Genomic DNA, 18,407 nt, shown 5'->3' with positions numbered 1-18,407 from the left:
GCCCAACTCACGTATGGGCCCGGAATGTATTTAAATAGACAGCTCATAAGGATCACGACCTCTCCCTTTTCACATGAAGTTCCCCCTGAATAACTATTAAAATTCTTAATAGAGGGTATAAAACACCCTAAACGCTTAATTGCGTATATTGACCTCATTCATTCGGAGGTCACTATGATAAAACATCCTATTAAAGCCCTTAGCCTAGCCGTTGCGCTTTCGTGTGCCTTGGCATCTCCAGTTACCTATGCCAATAGCCAAGCCACTCCCCTCACTCCTGTACAACAAGCTCTCCATGATGAGGCTTACAATTTAGGTCTCAGTGCCTATCTTTGGGGCTCAACTCTAGTAAGAATGGAGCAAATCAGTCGCCAATATACCGATTTGTCTGAGTCTCAGGCCGATACGAGTTACCGCGGTCCATTAAATGAGTTTGGTCATGCACGACGTTTGAGTACCCCAGCGGATACCGATATGCCCACCGCTAGCCGCGATACACTCTACTCAAGTGCGATACTTGATGTTAGCCAAGAGCCTATTGTTCTTGAAGTGCCTGAAGTTACCGATCGCTACTACGTCATTAATATGTTCGATATGTGGCACAACTTATTTCAGTACGTAGGAACACGCGAGACAGGGAGTTTAGACAAGCAATTCTTAATTGTGCCTCCAGGTTGGAAAGCAACTCAGGAGATCCCACGTGAACTCAACGTGATCGAAGCACCAACCTCAAAAGTATGGCTTTGGGGACGTACTCAGGTCATGGACGAACAAGACTACGCCAATGCACATGCCGTGCAAGACCAATATAAGATAACCCCCCTAAGTGAATATATGGGCGGTCAGCCAAGTAAAGTGACCGCTGTATTATCACCTCGTCCAGGACAAGAAAATGATCCATTACGCTTTTACGTCGAGTTAGGTGCTTACCTAGCAGATAACCCTGTCGACGAAAGACAAAAAGCGATGCTCGGTCAGTTCTCGAAAATCGGCCTAACCGAAAATGGATTCGATGCCAGCAAGCTATCTGATTCAACCAAAAAAGCACTGATAGATGCGATTGCAGAAGGTGAAAAGATTGTCATGGCTCAACAAGCGAATCCAGCCAACTTAGAGATGAAAGATGGTTGGGTTTATACCTTTGCGTTAGATGCATTTGGTGATGACAACGCAATGCGTTCGTTGATTGCACATCCATATCTAGGTGGTCAAGGTCCTAAGGAAGCAATTTATCCAATGGCTGCTATTGACGTCAAAGGCAACCCGCTGACTGGGGCGAATGACTACGTGATGACTTTTGAGCAAGAGCCTCCAGTCGGAGCTTTCTGGTCGGTCACTGTCTATGACGCGCAAAGCAAGATGCTAGTCGATAACCCTATTGACCGATACGCGATCAGCAACCTTTCTGACCTAACCAAAAATGCCGACGGGTCTTTCTCATTGCACTTATCGACAAAAGAACCGCACAACAAAACCCAAATAAATAACTGGTTACCAACACCCGAAGGTCGCTTCTATGTGCTAACTCGCCTGTACATACCAGGTAAAGAGATCCTCAACATGGATTGGACCGTTCCTGGTCTAAAAGCGAAATAATCATTCCATTAGCATACCAGCACAGGCTCTGTGCTGGTTCTTTCTATAAGGTTTTCCATGAAGAAACGTTTATTATTTATTGCCAGTACAGCCTGTGTATTCGGCGCAAGTACGGTGCACGCCACAGACGATGAAGTACAAGACATGTCTGACCCATTGGCCATCTATACACAAGTTGGTGGGGGCGTAACCAACAAAGGTCTAAACCTAAAGGTAGGCAAAACGTACGACACAGGGAAAGAGAATGTGGCGGGTATGAATGTCTTGGAAGTGAAAGGCATCGCCGGTGATACCTTAGGTTGGCATGATGACCCTCAACTGACAAATGATAGTGTCGACTCATTTCGCATTCGAAACTTTAATGCCAACTTGAAAAATGGTCGCGGTGCTCAGATAGACTTGAATTACGACCTCAATAAGGAGTTTGGCTCCGCCTCTTACAGTTTCATTCAGGCGTTACCTAAATTAGGACCGCTTCAGTTATTTCCTCTCGCTGGGGCTGGGGTTGCATTTGGTAATAATGTGATCGGTGATGACGGTCATGCCGTCAGTGGCTATTCAGTGCCGGGCACCTTTGCTCTCGTCGGAACGTACACCAAATTGGAGCTGACCGACCATGTTTGGCTCAACTATAACCCAATGTATATGGCGACATTATCTGGTTCCGACACTTATAAACATTACGGTTTAGAAGCAAACGATAGTGTCCTAACTCATGAGTTTGCGATTTCTTACCAGATCATTCCTCGTTTCAACGTGCGGTACTTTGCCAATTGGACTGAAAACACCCGTTTCTCAGATGGTGACCACCGTATTGAGTTCAACTATCAGCTCTAATCATTGAGCAGACACAACCTAAGCATACGTGCAAGGACGCACCAATTTAGAGGTCTTGACCATGAAAATACATCCAACTGCCCTCGAGTATCAGGCGTATCCAAGTGTCTACCCACTCCTAGAGTCCGTCATTTTTATGTGGTTTGTCATTATTGTTACCGTTGGAATCGCCGTCTGGGTTCTAGCGAAACTGTGGCATGTTCATTCTATTCCCAAGCACTTAGCTAAAGAACGCGGCTTAGCCCAAGCAAAGCTAGTCTTTTGGCTCTGTTTACTCGGATTAGTGTACAAACCGCTCTGGATCCTTGCCGTCATCGCCATCGTGACTGATTGGGACAAGGTTCAAAACTGGATAAGAGGTACCCGCTGATGAAAGAAATAATGTTGCCCTATCTTCTTGTTGTATGGTTACTGTTCAAATTCAAAGTGTTGAAGCCAACACCTAGAAACTACTTTATCACCACTACAATTGGCATATTGCTCGCGTTAGCACTATTTTTGGGCCATAGATTTTACTCCCCCGTAGACTTAACAAACTCGACCACTGTTAAGGCTCCTCATGCGGTTTTATCTCCTGCTTTTGGTCAGCATATGGACAAAATTTATGTCCAACACAACCAAGAAGTGAAAAAAGGGGAAGTGCTTTATAGCCTCAAAGACGACAAAATATCTGCTGCTATTATCGAAGTAGAATCGGGACTCAACGAAATCACTCGTACCATTGAAGCAAAGCAGGTCCAACTGTCACAGGCCAAACGGGATTTAAATAGAAACCAGTCTATGGGAAATCATGTCAGCATTAAGGATTTAGAAAATGCACAAGATATGGTTGAGGTCCTCAATGCGGAAATGAAAGTACTTCAAGCAAAGTACGATGGATTAGTAGCGAAACGCGGCAGTCTTGAGTTTGACCTCTCCCGTTTAACGGTACAAGCTCCTTTTGATGGTATGGTGACTCATATATATGTCGCGAACGGCACTCGAGTTGGCTCTTTACATCTATGGGATACCAACAAAAAATTTGTTGAGATGAGGATTCCTGACCAAGCATTTGGCAATATCGAATCGGGTCAATTTAGTGAGTTTTATGTCGACGCGTTTCCAGGACAGATCTTTCGTAGTCGCGTACACAGCGTGGTCAAAGCAACAGGTGAAGCACAAGGGAATCTTCTCCCAAGAGAGCAAGCCGTCTCTAACCACATACAGCGAGGGGCGGCTCCGGTAGGACGAACCGTTATCTTGGAAATGGATACCGATACCATGGCTATGGTTCCGATTGGTGCCACGGGCTCCGCTTGGATCAGTGCGAAAAAACCACATCCCTTGCTTGGTTTCATCGACATCATTGGTGGGGCAACATTACGTTTGACGTCTGCGAAGTCATTTTTGTCAGCGCTCTAAACGTTATTGCCTAAAGAAAAGGTCCACTATGGACCTTTTTTTGTGCTCACTCAAAAGCCACTGCATTATGCAGTGGCCATCGTTAAGAAAGTGAAGAGAAGCACTTAGTATTTATAATCGAGGGTGATGCCTAAAAAGTGATTGCTGTTATCGTAACGACCTTGCATTGCCCCGTTTTGAATCTCTGGGGAACCATAATCTGCGTAGCTATAGTAGAGGCTCAAGTTCGTTGACCTGTTCCATTGATAGCGACCGCCAAGGCTGTATTTAATTTGCTTGTCGACCGGCAAATCTGGTGATTGAAGAGAGGCTTGATCCAACGGAGACTCAACATACCCAAATCCCACATCCATAGTGAATTTATCATTGACCGCTATTTTGCTTCCAATCGAGGCAAACCACACGTCGTCAAAACCTCGTTTCTTAGTGACATCCATATCCTTGACGTAAATGGCCGTCACATCATTCGCACTCCAAAACTCTTTACCAATACTCCAAACGAATGCTATGGGGCGGTTAAGTTGATGATACCCTGAGACTTCTAACTTTGCCGCATTAACCAAATCCACGCGAGTGTCCAGTTGTTGGTTAAACAGGGTAAGCTCCCCCTCTAGATCGTGTTCCATCTTTGAGCGGTAAGTTACGCCAAATCTATGATGCTCTGAATGCAAATAAGTCGCACCGAAATTGTACCCGAAGGCGTAAGATGTTGACTCTAAAGTGGCTCGTTCAGAGAGGAATCGCTGCTCAAATGTTGCTCGATCAATTTGAAAACCCGCTCCAAGGGTTAACCGCTCATTCAATTTATAGCTCAAGGAGGGGTTAAACTGCATAACGCTAAGTTGAAGGTCATTCAATCCGAGCTTTCCCGCATAATCAGTGCCGTAGTCCAAACCACTACCGCCAGTGGCAACTAGCGACACTCCAACATGGTAATGGTCATTAATTGGAGATACAGCATAAAGTGAACCATAAGGCTGAACCCCGCCGGCATTGGCACTGCTCAGACGAGAATCCCGCTCATCTTGATATTCAATACTAAGCGCCATAGTTGCCATATTGACCGCAATATGCGTTTGATCCAAATACGCCATCGCAGCAGGGTTTGAATAGGCCACTGACGCGTCTTCCGCCAATACAGCTGAACCCGCGCCTGCGGTGCCTACATTCAACTGACTCATTTCTGAAACTAAAGTCGCAGCAGCATAGCTGTGACAACTGAATATCGCTAAGGTCAAAGCGCTCAATTTGGGTTGGATAAGTGACATTTGCACTCCGGTATTATAGAAACTAAGAAAAACGCCTCCATTTAGTAGGAGGCGCGTGCTAGCAATGACTGATTACAATTTATAGACTTGCGGCATGGCGTATTCGTTATCGAGTACCGCTTGCGTTGGTTCATACAGACGAATGTGTAAATAAAAGTCATCTTTTGGTGCAGGAAGCCAGTTACACGTGTCGTCTGAAGGTTTCTCGAATTGGATGCAAATTGGCAAAGTTCCATTTGCCGCATACTTCAGTTCTTCTTTACGATTCGTTGAGATCGAGTAACGATCAATCTCATTGTCGACCATAAACAAGTTTTCAGCGTCATACATGGTTAGAGACCAAAAAGCGTTGGCTGGAGCATCGGCAGGCATCGTCATCTTGTACTTGTTCTCGCCACTTAATTGCACACCGTCGCTATCGGTATAGCGATTCGGGTAAAGAGCACGCTCAGGAACGTTGAGACCCGCGGCACGTAAGTTAATGCTTGCACGACTGAGGTAATCGTTGCCGTAAAGTCCCCCCTCAAACATCATTGACCAGCCGTTATTTGTCGTCCCAACACTGCGACCTGCATAGTGAATAATGGATTTAGCGGACTCAAGAGCTCTAATCAAACCGCGTTTTTGGTCTTCTGATAGAGCATCGGCATCAAAGGGGGCTTCACCACCGATACCGATATACTTAAACTGCTCCACCATGGATTGCGCTTCTGGCAATGGATTTTTACGCAACTCTCGGTCAATCATTGCATACCAAGCCAAGCCTTCAGGTGTGGTCATGGGAGGAATTCGACCTTTGGCCTTAGTGAGTTTCATCGGCCCATGAGCTTTTCCTAGTTCGTCGATTGGATAACTGATGAAACGGTCGTGAACGTCGAGTGCAGCTTCTTGATCCGTAGGACCGAATACGCCAGTTCGATGAATCAACCAGACCATTGGCGTTCGAGATCGTACAACGTGATCAATCTCTGGTGGAATCTCACCCTGCCAATCTGCCTTCACCAATAGAACTTTGCTGCCTTCACTGCCAGTATTGCCTTCATAAAGGTCGGTGATAGAGTCTGAGTATGCATCTAACAGTTGAACAATGTAGTAGCGGTTTCCTGTAGGTGGGATTTCAATCACCATTGGACCCGCTACATCCAAGTCATAATGAGCTTGTGAGTACATAGTGTCGTTGTTGACGGTAGGGACAATGCGATCTTGCGGACCAGACAACTGGCGGGTTTTACCCATCTCATTGAGTGGAGCCATTGCATTGTCCATAGGCTCAGAAACGGAGGTCGAAGTTTCTCTCACTGCTGCCACAGTCAACGGGCCTGCACCATATATAAAGGCTTGCAGGCCTAAGTTATAGGCGAGTTCTTCTTCAGGTGAGATGCGGGTTTCTGCCTGCGTAGGCAAACAGATAGAAGATAATAACGATAGTGCGAGTAACGATTTTTTCATGGCTAACCCTTCGTACATTGTTAAGATATGCAGACAAGGATAAAGCCCTTTGGCGTGCCAAAGAATCGAAGCGTTTTTATATCAATTATTAAAAATTTTAATAATCATCAAAAATGTCTTTGCACTGGTCGAAAAGCCATTTGGTTAATGGGTTGGCGCGATTTCTTTGGTGGGTAAACTGAGCCACTTCACGATAACGTGCTTCATCGGTAAGCTCTGGCGGTAATGAAATAAATCGGAATCGACCTTTTAATCTTTCCATGTTGTATTTGGAAACGATACCGACGTAATCCGTTGTCTCGACCAATGACATCATCATGCTGAGATCGCTAGTGCGCACATTAATGTGTTTCATCAACCCCAGCTTTTTGATCATTTTTTCACTTCGAGAAGACTCAGTTTCACCATGAATTAAGTTGATACAAAGTGGGGACCTCAGCAAATCATTTAAAGACTCGCCTTGTATAGGGTGATCAGGTCTCACGATTACCATAAACTCATCGACACCAATATCTCTTTGCATGATGTTTTTGTTGCTTTCCATCGGCAAGTAAGAGAAACCCCAACAGTTGGTTTTCAGTTCAATATCTCGCAATGCGTCAAAGCCCCACGGGTAACAATCCACTGTTACATTGGGTGCCAAGGAGGTCAGTCTTTCAATGATTGGCACGCCAAGAGTCGTCATCAGTTGAGGTGAAAAAATAAAGGTGTACTCACCAGTCAATGTCTTGATATCCCACGTACTACCATCAACATACAGTGCATCCATCTGATCCAATAGTGACGGCAGCGCTCCTAAGATATCGAGACATCTAGGCGTAGGTTCGAGCCTATTTTTATTGCGAATAAATAGCGGGTCATTGAACTGTTCTCGCAATTTCTTGAGCATCACACTAATGGAAGGCTGACTTACGTGTAAGCGTTTGGCTGCGGTGATAGTTTGCTGCTCTTCGCTAAGTACCAACAGTAGACGTAGCAGGTTGAGATCTTTGGTCATATCGGAGCTTAGTTCCTCAGGGTATGAGAGGTTAATCTATCATTTTTGGCTACGGAACTTAGTTCGACGATCAATAGAATCGCCAATAACGTGATATCTATTGTTATTTTGTGACGAGAGTAGAACCCGGTGGCAGCGTTTATTTGCCAAGCGATTGATTACTTATACCTTTGTTAGGTCTAGCACTTTCAAACCACTTTATCTCTAGGAGCTCATTTACTCCATTCCACCGTTGTGCAGATTGCCCTTGTCTCAATGTCGATTCAATTGACAAGTTTCACACACTTCCCTTACTCAAGCTGAAACGATTCAAACTACACTCATATTTCAGCCTTGTTTTCAGCATAAGAAACCCGAACAGCCTTACAAACAAACCTTCAACATTTGAATACAATCATCTAAAATAGTTATTAATAAAGTTATCGATAGCGAAAGAATGAAAAAGAGTAACTTAGAGACGAACACTGGTCACCGCTTCATCTCAAAAGCTAAAACAGCCTATAAAATCCATATCCACACTCCGGACGACAAAGTTCTTCACCGCTCTGTGGGCTACATTCGTATAGGTGAAAAGAAAGGACTGAAAAAGGCCATTAAGCTTCGCAATGAGCTGGGCAGTGAAATGTGGGGAAAGTTTTGGCGTAAGTTACTGAAAGATCCTTACCTGATGACGCGATTACCTCACTCTCTGGAACCCAAGATAATTTTCAAACCCCGGCCAACAAAAGAAAATCCAGCGGCAAAAGATGAGTGCTATATTGCGGCGTGGCGTAACTACGATGAGCACGGCAAACTAATTTACAAAAGTGTCGTTTGCTCAATAAAGAAACATGGCCGTTTAGCTGCCTACACTAAGACGAAAAAAGCGCTGTTAGAAGCAAACAAAGAGAACCTCGAAATTCTCGAGTTTATGGGACGATTGAATAGCATCGATCTTAAGTAATTTTCAAAAAGTAAAAGGCCTTGTTATACAACAAGGCCTTTCTTTTACTGAGTCACTCTTTTAATCAAACGACTTATACAGTCTTAATAACTCGGTACTGATTACTGTTGGTATTCAAAAGCCGGTACAACGATCTCTACGCGACGATTTTGTTCTCGACCTTCGCGAGTTTCGTTCGAAGCGATTGGGTTATTTTCCCCTTCCCCACGTACTGTGATACGACGACTTTCAATCCCTTCATTGATCAAAACATCCGCGACAGATTGAGCTCGTTTTTCAGACAAAGTTTGGTTGTAAGCAGCTGCGCCAGTCGAATCGGTGTAGCCTGTCACCTCAACATTTGACTGCGGGTACTCGTTCATAAACGCCACCAGTTCATCAAGAGTTGATTGGCTTTCTGGTTTTAGTTTGGTGCTATTTAGCTCAAAACTGCCTGAATCGACCAGTTTTGTTTCGAAAGTCTTAACTACTGGCGTGGCAACAACCTCTTCCGTCACTGTTTCTTCCACGACTTTCTCTTCGATAACAACCACTTCTTCAGGTTGTGACTCATTGGCACCAAACTTGTAAACAAGACCAAGTGTCGCACTGTTCACTGCGGCTTTAACCAAATCATTGTTCACATCCGTCAGACGCTGGTACTCAATACGTACTGCAAAATTATTATCTGACTGAATTTCTACACCAACGGCTCCTAGGTACGAATTATCATCTTTATTACCGTACTCGACGCGAGCACCACCAAATTTACCATACAGAGACACATCCTCAGTCAGTGGTAAGTTCAGTTTTGGAGCAAAAGTAAAAGCCTTAACCTTTTCATCAGCTAAGCCATCGGCAGTAAACTCACCAAGGTAGTCATAACCTGCTTCTAGTGATAGAAAGTCGAAAAATTCATAACCTGCTATTACACCGGCTGTCATTGAATCGTCATCACAGTCACTTGTTAGCGCAGTACACGCATCATCCAGCCATGACTTTCCAACTTTACCCCCTAGATAAAACTCTGCATTTGCACTTGCTGACGCTAGTAACAATGCCCCCGACATAACCACTGCAAACTTTTTCATGAGAACTCCCTCATCAATCACATGCTTACTTATTTCTCTAAACCGGAAACCTATTGATAAGCACACTAGTAATACCGCACATCCAATAATAATCGATATGCAAACAATATAACGACGGAATTATAGGTGCTTTTTCTTTCTCATATATAAGACAAAGCCCCAACCATAGGGTTGGGGCTTAATTACTAACGTTGTTATTTTAATTATTACTGCTGAACTTGGTACTCAAAGCTAGGTACGATCACTTCAACACGGCGGTTTTGCTGGCGACCTTCACGGGTGTCATTTGATGCAATTGGGTTATTCTCACCTTCACCACGAACAGTAATGCGAGACGCATCAATACCTTTTTGCTCAAGAGTAGACGCTACAGACTCTGCACGCTTCTCTGATACCACTTGGTTGTACTCAGCCGCACCCGATGAATCAGTGTAACCAATCACTTCTACTTTCGCTTGTGGGTAAGTATTAAGGAACTCTACCAGCTCATCCAGTTGAGAAGCGCTTTGTTGGTTTAGCTGTGTACTATTTAGTTCAAAACTACCAGTGCCTAGTAGCTGTGTCTCAAATGTCTTAGTCTCAACAACAGGCTCTGCTGGAGTCTCTTCAACGACTTCTTCAACCATCTCTTCTTCTACTACTACAACTGGTGCAGCTTCTTCATTGCTACCAAACTTGTAAACTACGCCTAGCGTCGCACTATTACCCATTGCGCGAACCTGCTCATTGTTTGCATCAGTAATGGTTTGGTATTCAACTCGCACAGTCACATTCTCATGTGAGTCAAATTCAACACCCGCTGCACCCATGTATGAAGCATCTTCTTTGTTGCCATATTTGACGTATGCGCCACCAAATTTACCGTAAAGTGAGATATCGTCAGTAATCGGTAGGTTTAACTTTGGAGCAAGTGTAAATGCTTCAACTTTATCGTCATTAAGACCATCAGTTGTAAACTTACCTAGGTAGTCGTAACCACCTTCGATTGATAGAAAGTCCCACATTTCGTAACCGATGAATGCACCCGCTGTTGAAGCTTCATCATCACAGTTTGCTGTCGCTGTTGTGCATGCATCATCCAACCAAGATTTACCTACTTTACCACCGACATAAAGCTCTGCCATTGAAGGCGCTGATGCAAGAAGAAGTGATGCTGAAATTACCGCTGCTAATTTTTTCATGGTTTTTGATTCCTCAAATCTGAAAGTTGTTTAGCCTTAGTGCACATTTCCATTTACCCTTAGCAAAGCCCAAATGGAAACAGAACACGACTCATAATTTTATTTTGGCTAAATCAATACCTACGGCATAAACATCTAAATCCGTAAGCGAACGCAGCGAACTATATACGCATTTCCCAAGATTCAAAGTAGGATTTTGTCAACGAACTGTTAGGGAAAAATCAGAAAAAAAACACGAATTCACGTAAAGCTAGTTAGGATAAGGGATTGGCGTATGTATGAATTTTTCCAATAAAATTCAGTCAACTAGGGAACAAAAAACAAATTCTCAATAACGAGAAAATATATTGTAAGCACTCTCTCACATCTCTCGCTCTGGTCTTTATTAGAGAAAAAAAAACCGCAGCGTAGCGCTGCGGTTTTCGAACGGGTAATAACCATTATGCGTTGGCTTCGCGCTCTGCGATGTATGCCAATGCCATTTTGATACGAGCAACACAACGCTCTTTACCGATCAGAGCCATAACTTCATCTACCGATGGAGATTGACCGCCACCCGTCACTGCTACACGCAGTGGCATGCCAATTTTACCCATACCAATCTCAAGCTCTTCACAAACAGCGGCGATAACACCATCTTTAATGCTTTCCGTCGTCCACTCTGTTAGCGCTTCTGCTTTTGCTAATGCTAGCTCTAGTGGCTCTTTCGCGACACCACGTAGATGCTTTTTCGCTGCACCCGCTTCAAATTCAGAGAAGTCTTCATAGAAGTAGCGAATCTGTTCTGCTAGCTCAACAAGCGTATTGCAACGTTCACCAACAAGCTTGATTACTTCAGTAATAGCAGGACCATTAGTCACATCTAATTTCTGCTCATCAAGATGCCATTGTAGGTGCTCTGCAACGTACTCAGGTTCTGAAGTCTTAATGTAGTGGTTGTTCAACCATTGTAGTTTGTCTGTGTTGAACGCTGATGCAGACTTAGATACTGCATTTAGACTGAACAGGTTAATCATTTCCTCTTCAGAGAAGATCTCTTGGTCACCGTGAGACCAGCCTAAGCGAACGAGGTAGTTGTTCAGTGCTGCTGGTAGGTAACCCATGTCACGGTATTGCATTACAGAAACAGCGCCATGACGCTTAGACAGTTTCGCACCGTCATCGCCAAGAATCATTGCACAGTGAGCAAAAGTAGGTACTGGTGCGCCTAATGCTTCATAGATATTGATTTGACGAGGCGTATTGTTGATATGGTCTTCACCACGAACAACATGAGTAATACCCATATCCCAGTCATCAACCACAACACAGAAGTTGTATGTTGGTGAGCCGTCAGTACGACGGATAATTAGATCATCCATCTGGCTGTTGCGAATTTCGATACGACCACGAATTTGGTCATCAAATACCACGCTGCCTTCCTTAGGATTACGGAAACGGATAACGCATGGATCGCCATCTTTAGCCGCATCGTTTGCCGCTTTAATCTTAGGGTGTTCAGCATCGTAACGAGGCATTTCTTTGTTCGCTTCTTGTTCTGCACGAATTTCATCTAGCAGCTCTTTAGATGCGTAACACTTGTATGCTTTGTCTTCAGCCAGCAGTTTATCAACCATCTCGTTGTAACGATCAAAACGCTGAGTTTGGAAGTAAGGTCCTTCATTCCACTCAAGACCTAGCCATTTCATACCTTCTAGAATCGCGTCTACTGCTTCTTGCGAGTTACGCTCAAGATCCGTATCTTCAATACGCAGTACGAATTCACCACCTTGGTTTTTAGCGTATAGCCAAGAGTAAAGTGCAGTACGCGCACCACCAACGTGTAGGTAGCCTGTTGGGCTAGGAGCAAAACGAGTTTTAACCGTCATGTAAAATACCTTGATTGTCTGAATGACTGCACCACGCCTTCAATATGTGCGATGGTGCTAAAATTGCGCGTTATTTTAGCACCGATATGCAAATCTACAATCAATCGTTAATATGTTTTACCGCCCAAGAGATAAACTCTTGGCGCTCTGATGGCGTCATTGAGAGAAAATCACGCTGGATCACTTTCGATTGCACTTTTTGATCCACGTTGGCAGACGCCACTGGCGCGGAACTCGCCTTAATGTTTGGCTCAGAAGGTGTAACAGATATCGCCGCAATACCACCAGCCAAGTTGTAGTCGTTCAACATTGCGTCGTAATCGTGAATCAACGCAAAAGACTGGTTCACAATCTGATCCATCACGATCTGCACTGGTTGTCCCTTACTCGTCACTTTAACTGTTGGGCTCTTTTCGAACTTATTTACCCCACGCTGATCTCGGATCGCGAAAGGCGTTTCAAACAATAGAGTTTCGTTCTGTGCGTCAAATGTGACCACCATTGGATGAGAGTTGAACTTCTTCTTGCCACCATTGCCATCAACCATTGCCGTGACTCGTAGCAATATCTGATTATGGCCATTAGCAATTTTCAGATCCCCCTTAGCCTTTTTTGGTATCTGATTGAGCTGTTGATTTACTGCTAGAATCTCTATTCGGCTATCGGTGTGAATCGTCACTTGAGCATAAGCCAAGCTACTCATAAAAAGCACAATGGCCGCAGCGATGATTTTTTTCATTCTCTCTTCCTCACGGTTACAAACGGAAAAAGGCGGACAAACTGTCCGCCTGGTCATAATGTATTTATTAGAATGTCCACTCAGTACCGATACGAACCATTAGGTCATCATCGAACGAAGAGTCATCTTGTTGAGTTAAACGAACAAAGGTGTATACAGAACTAAATGAGTAACCCAATTCACCACTGATAGAGGTTGAATCCATATCTTTGTTGTCTACGCCATCTTGCTTACCACTTTGGTCTGCGTAACCAACACGAATGTTTGCGTTACCAAAGAAGTAGTTCGCTTGAATCGAGTAAGCGTCAATTTCACGTTTGGTGTAACCGTAGTCACCGCCACCGTTAGTTGAGTCGTACGAACCCGTTTTGTATGCACCAAGGATATTAAAGTTGTCCATTGGGCGAAGTTCGAAGCCTACGAAGTATGAATCCGTATCACCGACAGAAGCCGCTTTCCCTAGTTCTTTAATATCTAGAGGGTTACCTGGTGTTGCATTGTTTGTATCAAACACGTTTTCGGTAGCGCTTTCAAATACAGTACCTTTAGCTGTTTCAAACGCTGCATGTAACGTTAGCATATCAACTGGCGCCACTGTGATAGAACCACCGAAGAAGTTAGAATCTTCGTGGTTTTCACTACCATTACCACCCGCTAGACTGAACTTAACCATCTCACCAAACATTGGTGAATCGTAGCGTGCCATTTGGCTCTTACGGTCAAAGTGGTAACGTTCGCCACTGCGCCATGCGCGGTCAAAAGTACGACCTAGGTTAGAGGCTGAGTATGGCCAGTCAACAAGTTCATATAACGGCGTCAACATACGACCAAAACGAACTTGACCCCAATCATCGCCGCGCAGACCGACGAAAGTATCGCGGTTACCTAAATCGGCACCGTAGTCCAATACCCAGCCTGACTCAACTTGAGCAAACGCAGTTACGTTATCTGTCATTGCTTTAGCTGCGCGGAAACCAATGCGAGTTTCATTTTCAAGCGCCCAACCATCATCTGGACCTGTCGCTTTCGATGCGCCGTAGTCGACGGCAGAGATAGAGACGACGCCGTAGACTTCCACGTTTGCATCATTCGGATCGCCCAGCATATACGCGTTAGCAGTACCAGCGGCCATGGTAGTTGCGGCGATTGCTGCGCCAAGAAGAGTCTTTTTAAAGTGAGACATAAGATTAACCCCTATTTATTTGAATTTTTCCTTGTTCCCTTCACACAAAACTAACTGCTTGTTTTGAAGGGAACTATTTATGGACGGGGTCATGGTGGCAAACTTTTTTTGCGACGAAAAAAGAATGAAAAGATAATCTGACCAGCTTCAAATCAGAAAATTATAAAATTATGCAAATCATTTAAATTCAACAACTTAAAAAACAACCTCAATAAACATAAACGTCAATACTGCTTATGCGTTGGGTACATTGACCGCGTGTTCGCCAAATCTGTCGACTAGATCACTGTGATTTTTTATCTATTTACGGAACTTTATATTTCCCAAATAAAAAGTTTGAATTGTCTCGCATGCTTCCTGCCCACAAATTCACTGCAATCGGTGATTTTGACGTTTTATTTAAATACTTGACCTTACCCTTGCGGTAAGGTTTACGCTTAGCAACAGTTGAATAATTAAGGTGATGTTATGGCTAAGTTTGATATCCCACTCTCTGGCTTAAACTGTATGGGCTGTGCAAGAAAAGTGGAACGAGCAATTACGGCAGAACACCAAGTCAGCATTGATCAATTGTCTCCCACTCACATCTCTTTAGAGACCGGCAGTTCTTTTGCCGAACTTGCAGATTCAATTGAGAAGCTAGGCTATCAGGCTGGGCACAAACATCATTTGTTCTTAACTGGGCTCAATTGCGGTAAATGTGTTGCTAAATTGGAGCAAGCACTTGAACAGTCTCCACTCAATGGCTCCTTCCGTGTATCAAAAACAGAGCTAGAGCTTGTATCGCTTCACTCACAACAAGAAGTCATCCAATTGATTGAGTCATTGGGGTATCAAGCAAGTCCATTCGCCCCGCAAGTGGAAGTTTTACCCACTGACGAAGAAATTGCCGCCTCTATAGAGCAAGAGCAACCATTGCCAATTAAACACTCGGCGCACCTTCTAATATCGGGTATGACTTGCGCCAGTTGCGTCTCTTCAGTCGAGAAAGCCTTAATCTCAGTAAAAGGCGTAGAAAAAGCTCAGGTCAATCTTGCTGAACAAAGCGCACTTATTTTTTCCAACCAGCCCATCGAGGAGATCGAGGCTCAGCTATTACGCGCTGTCTCTCAATCTGGTTATCAAGCCCAACTGATTGACGATCCTCAAAACCAGCAGAAAAAACAACTCGAGTTGCAGCAAGCAATACAGGCCCACCATAAGAAAAGTGCTTGGTTAGGCTTGGTGATCGGTGCGCCACTCATGCTGTGGGGAATCGCAGGCGGTAATATGATGATTCGCAATAGCGCAGACCAATTCGCTTGGGGCATCATTGGTGTTATCTGTTTATGGCTACTTGCGACAGCAGGAAGAACATTTTTCACTAACGCATGGCAAGCGCTCACTCACAAACGAGCAACAATGGATACCTTAGTCGCGCTAGGGACAGGTGCCGCTTGGTTATTCTCAATGTTAGTGGTCACTTTCCCTAACTGGTTTCCTGCCGCATCTCGACACGTCTACTTCGAAGCAAGCGCAATGATCATTGGTTTAATCTCGCTGGGTCATTATATCGAGGCCAAAGCAAAGGCTAATACAACACGCTCTCTGCAAGCATTGATCAATCTTCAGCCTCAAATTGCCACGCTCGTCTCAGAGCAAGGTGATAAAGAGATCAGCATTGAACAGATATCTCTTGGTATGAAGCTTCGAGTCAAACCCGGTGAAAAAATACCTGTTGATGGCATCGTTGAGTCTGGTGAATCTTATCTAGACGAGTCAATGTTGACCGGCGAGCCAATACCAGTGAATAAGCAAGTTGGGGATTCTGTATCCGCTGGAACCATTAATCAGGACGGTAGTTTAATCATTCGCGCTTCAAGTGTGGGTAGCGACACTATGTTGTCACGCATCATCACTATGGTACGGGAAGCTCAAAGCAGCAAACCAGCTATCGCTAAACTCGCTGACCAAATTTCTTCGATTTTCGTTCCAGTTGTAGTGGCAATCGCTCTCCTATCTGCATTGGTCTGGTTTATGGTTGGTCCAGAACCTAAAGCCAGCTACATGCTAATTGTCACTACCACTGTTCTTATCATTGCATGTCCATGCGCATTAGGGCTGGCGACCCCGCTCTCTGTAACAGTCGGTATTGGTAAAGCGGCCGAGTTGGGCATCTTGATTAAAGATGCTGACGTTTTGCAGTCAGCAGGCAAAATCGATACGGTGGTCTTTGACAAAACAGGTACCTTGACTCAAGGCAAGCCAAATGTTCAAAGCATCTACGCAGTCAATGGTAATAGTGACCAGCTGCTAACGCTGACCGCTTCTATAGAACAACAATCTGAACATCCACTTGCTAAAGCGATTGTTCAACAAGCGAATCAACAGTCTCTATCACTGTTCGAGGTATCAGAATTTGAAAACCGCCGCGGTCAGGGAGTGTTTGCAAAAGTAGAACAACAATCTATTGCCGTAACCTCACTGGCTTATGCGCGTGAGCAAGCATGGCGTTTAGATGAGGTTGATATAGAACTACAGCAATATCTAGACAACGCTTGGACACCGATCATCGTCGCTGAGAACTCAGTTGTGATTGGCGTTATCGCCATCGCAGATCCGATAAAGTCCGATGCGAAACAAGCTGTAGAAGCACTAAAAGCCATCAATATCACGCCAATCATGCTCACTGGTGATAATTCGAGTGTCGCACATGCCATTGCACAAGAGCTGGGAATTGAGCAAGTAATCTCGCAAGTATTGCCAGATGAGAAAGCAGGCCATATTGCTGATTTACAAAGTCAAGGCCACTGCGTTGCCATGATAGGCGATGGCGTTAACGATGCGCCAGCTCTAGCCCTTGCTGATATTGGCATCGCGATGGGGGGAGGCAGCGATGTCGCCATCGAGAGTGCACAGATGACACTGCTTAACTCGTCACCACTGTCTGTTGTTCGAGCGATTGAGCTCTCTAAAGCGACAGTTCGTAATATGAAGCAAAATTTATTCGGGGCCTTCGTCTATAACTCGCTAGGTATCCCTATTGCCGCGGGTGTTCTTTATCCCGGCTTTGGCTTTTTGCTTAGCCCTGTCGTTGCAGGTGCAGCAATGGCACTTTCCTCGATTACCGTAGTAAGCAACGCTAATCGTTTAAGACTGTTTAAAAGCTCGTAGAGGTTATTATGAAACGTAAATTTTTTGCCCTAGCAACACTGACTCTGATTTCTGGTCACGCATTAGCTACCGATGTTCTCAACCATAAATCTCCATACTGCGGCTGTTGTACTGAGTGGACGAAACATATGCAAGATGCAGGCTTTACGGTTGAAGAGAAGCTGCACGAAAACATGAATCCTATTAAGCAAAAGTTGGGGATTACACCTGAACTTACTTCTTGTCATACAGCAGAAATTAATGGCTACGTATTCGAAGGCCATATTCCAGCGGAAGACATTCAAGCTTTCCTTGAAAACCCACCACGCAATGCGAAAGGACTTGCTGTTCCGGGAATGCCAATGGGTTCTCCAGGCATGGAATACGGCAATGAAAAAGACGAATATTCAGTCTACGCGTTCAACGAAAAAGGTCAGGTATTTGAGTACCGACACTATAAAGGCAACAAATAACCAAATCTGTTGAGATTATATCAACGGCGCTTAAACGTGTTCTCCACATGTTTGAGCGCCAGTTACTTTCAATAAAATCATCAATTTAGATCTAAATTAACATCAAATTTAACTACGTGTAGTTTTGTGTTTCGCATTATTTCTCATCCTCAGATAACTTCCTCTTCCGTTAACTGACGCCCAACAGTATGGCGCTCATCCTGACTCATCTGCATCACCACACCCAAACTAAGATGCAGAGTTCACCACTTAACTACCAGATAGAATTGA

At 44.4% G+C, this 18,407-nt stretch carries 15 protein-coding genes; 7 read left to right on the top strand and 8 right to left on the bottom strand.

Translation table 11 applies throughout. The features are described from left to right. Window positions 1–174 precede the first annotated feature (174 nt). From ACQEXP_RS15410 to ACQEXP_RS15395, 4 genes are all read left to right on the top strand, one after another. Complete coding sequence (locus tag ACQEXP_RS15410) at window positions 175–1,596, top strand: DUF1254 domain-containing protein (RefSeq protein WP_426970819.1); 1,422 nt, start codon at window positions 175–177, stop codon at window positions 1,594–1,596. A gap of 57 nt (window positions 1,597–1,653) precedes the next feature. Next, window positions 1,654–2,433, top strand: coding sequence for a hypothetical protein (locus tag ACQEXP_RS15405; RefSeq protein WP_426970817.1), 780 nt, complete (start codon window positions 1,654–1,656; stop codon window positions 2,431–2,433). 61 nt (window positions 2,434–2,494) lie between these two features. Continuing rightward, on the top strand, window positions 2,495–2,803 hold the full coding sequence (locus ACQEXP_RS15400; protein ID WP_248331840.1) for an Mg2+ and Co2+ transporter: 309 nt from the start codon (window positions 2,495–2,497) through the stop codon (window positions 2,801–2,803). Further along, complete coding sequence (locus ACQEXP_RS15395) at window positions 2,803–3,834, top strand: HlyD family secretion protein (protein ID WP_426970815.1); 1,032 nt, start codon at window positions 2,803–2,805, stop codon at window positions 3,832–3,834. The genes ACQEXP_RS15400 and ACQEXP_RS15395 overlap by 1 nt, the downstream gene beginning before the upstream one ends. Window positions 3,835–3,938: 104 nt before the next feature. Here the strand turns inward: ACQEXP_RS15395 and ACQEXP_RS15390 are convergent, their stop codons facing one another. From ACQEXP_RS15390 to ACQEXP_RS15380, 3 genes are all read right to left on the bottom strand, one after another. Next, on the bottom strand, window positions 3,939–5,102 hold the full coding sequence (locus ACQEXP_RS15390) for an OmpP1/FadL family transporter (protein ID WP_426970814.1): 1,164 nt from the start codon (window positions 5,100–5,102) through the stop codon (window positions 3,939–3,941). Window positions 5,103–5,174: 72 nt separating this feature from the next. Then, on the bottom strand, window positions 5,175–6,551 hold the full coding sequence (locus ACQEXP_RS15385; RefSeq protein ID WP_426970812.1) for a DUF1254 domain-containing protein: 1,377 nt from the start codon (window positions 6,549–6,551) through the stop codon (window positions 5,175–5,177). 97 nt (window positions 6,552–6,648) lie between these two features. After that, complete coding sequence (locus ACQEXP_RS15380; protein WP_426970810.1) at window positions 6,649–7,548, bottom strand: LysR family transcriptional regulator; 900 nt, start codon at window positions 7,546–7,548, stop codon at window positions 6,649–6,651. 436 nt (window positions 7,549–7,984) lie between these two features. Between ACQEXP_RS15380 and ACQEXP_RS15375 the strand changes: the two genes are divergently transcribed. Further along, window positions 7,985–8,491, top strand: a complete 507-nt coding sequence (locus ACQEXP_RS15375) for a Fe3+-citrate ABC transporter substrate-binding protein (RefSeq protein ID WP_269378036.1) — start codon at window positions 7,985–7,987, stop codon at window positions 8,489–8,491. A gap of 101 nt (window positions 8,492–8,592) precedes the next feature. Here ACQEXP_RS15375 and ACQEXP_RS15370 read toward each other — a convergent pair whose 3' ends face one another. The 5 genes from ACQEXP_RS15370 to ACQEXP_RS15350 all read right to left on the bottom strand — a co-directional run bounded on the left by ACQEXP_RS15370 (window position 8,593) and on the right by ACQEXP_RS15350 (window position 14,532). Next, entirely contained in the window at window positions 8,593–9,561 is a 969-nt protein-coding gene (locus ACQEXP_RS15370) for an OmpA family protein (protein ID WP_426970809.1), read from the bottom strand. A gap of 206 nt (window positions 9,562–9,767) precedes the next feature. Next, window positions 9,768–10,742, bottom strand: coding sequence for an OmpA family protein (locus ACQEXP_RS15365; RefSeq protein WP_269378041.1), 975 nt, complete (start codon window positions 10,740–10,742; stop codon window positions 9,768–9,770). 440 nt (window positions 10,743–11,182) lie between these two features. After that, window positions 11,183–12,610 carry a glutamate--tRNA ligase gene (gene gltX / locus ACQEXP_RS15360; RefSeq protein ID WP_426970807.1) on the bottom strand — a complete coding sequence of 476 codons (1,428 nt, stop codon included), beginning with the start codon at window positions 12,608–12,610 and terminating at the stop codon, window positions 11,183–11,185. A gap of 100 nt (window positions 12,611–12,710) precedes the next feature. Continuing rightward, window positions 12,711–13,349, bottom strand: coding sequence for a DUF2057 family protein (locus ACQEXP_RS15355; RefSeq protein ID WP_426970805.1), 639 nt, complete (start codon window positions 13,347–13,349; stop codon window positions 12,711–12,713). A gap of 67 nt (window positions 13,350–13,416) precedes the next feature. After that, a complete protein-coding gene (locus ACQEXP_RS15350) occupies window positions 13,417–14,532 on the bottom strand; it encodes a porin (protein WP_426970803.1) in 1,116 nt (371 codons plus the stop codon). 468 nt (window positions 14,533–15,000) lie between these two features. Here ACQEXP_RS15350 and ACQEXP_RS15345 point away from each other — a divergent pair, with 468 nt between their 5' ends. Next, the gene (locus tag ACQEXP_RS15345) at window positions 15,001–17,685 is read left to right on the top strand and encodes a copper-translocating P-type ATPase (protein ID WP_426970801.1); all 2,685 of its coding nucleotides are present in this window, start codon (window positions 15,001–15,003) and stop codon (window positions 17,683–17,685) included. 8 nt (window positions 17,686–17,693) lie between these two features. After that, the gene (locus ACQEXP_RS15340; RefSeq protein WP_426970799.1) at window positions 17,694–18,137 is read left to right on the top strand and encodes a DUF411 domain-containing protein; all 444 of its coding nucleotides are present in this window, start codon (window positions 17,694–17,696) and stop codon (window positions 18,135–18,137) included. The last annotated feature ends 270 nt before the right edge of the window (window positions 18,138–18,407 follow it).

The organism is Vibrio sp. TRT 1302 (assembly GCF_050113875.1).
Classification (GTDB): Bacteria; Pseudomonadota; Gammaproteobacteria; order Enterobacterales; family Vibrionaceae; genus Vibrio.
The sequence above is the reverse complement of the archived record's forward strand: the minus strand, read 5'-3'. Positions and strand labels throughout refer to the sequence as shown.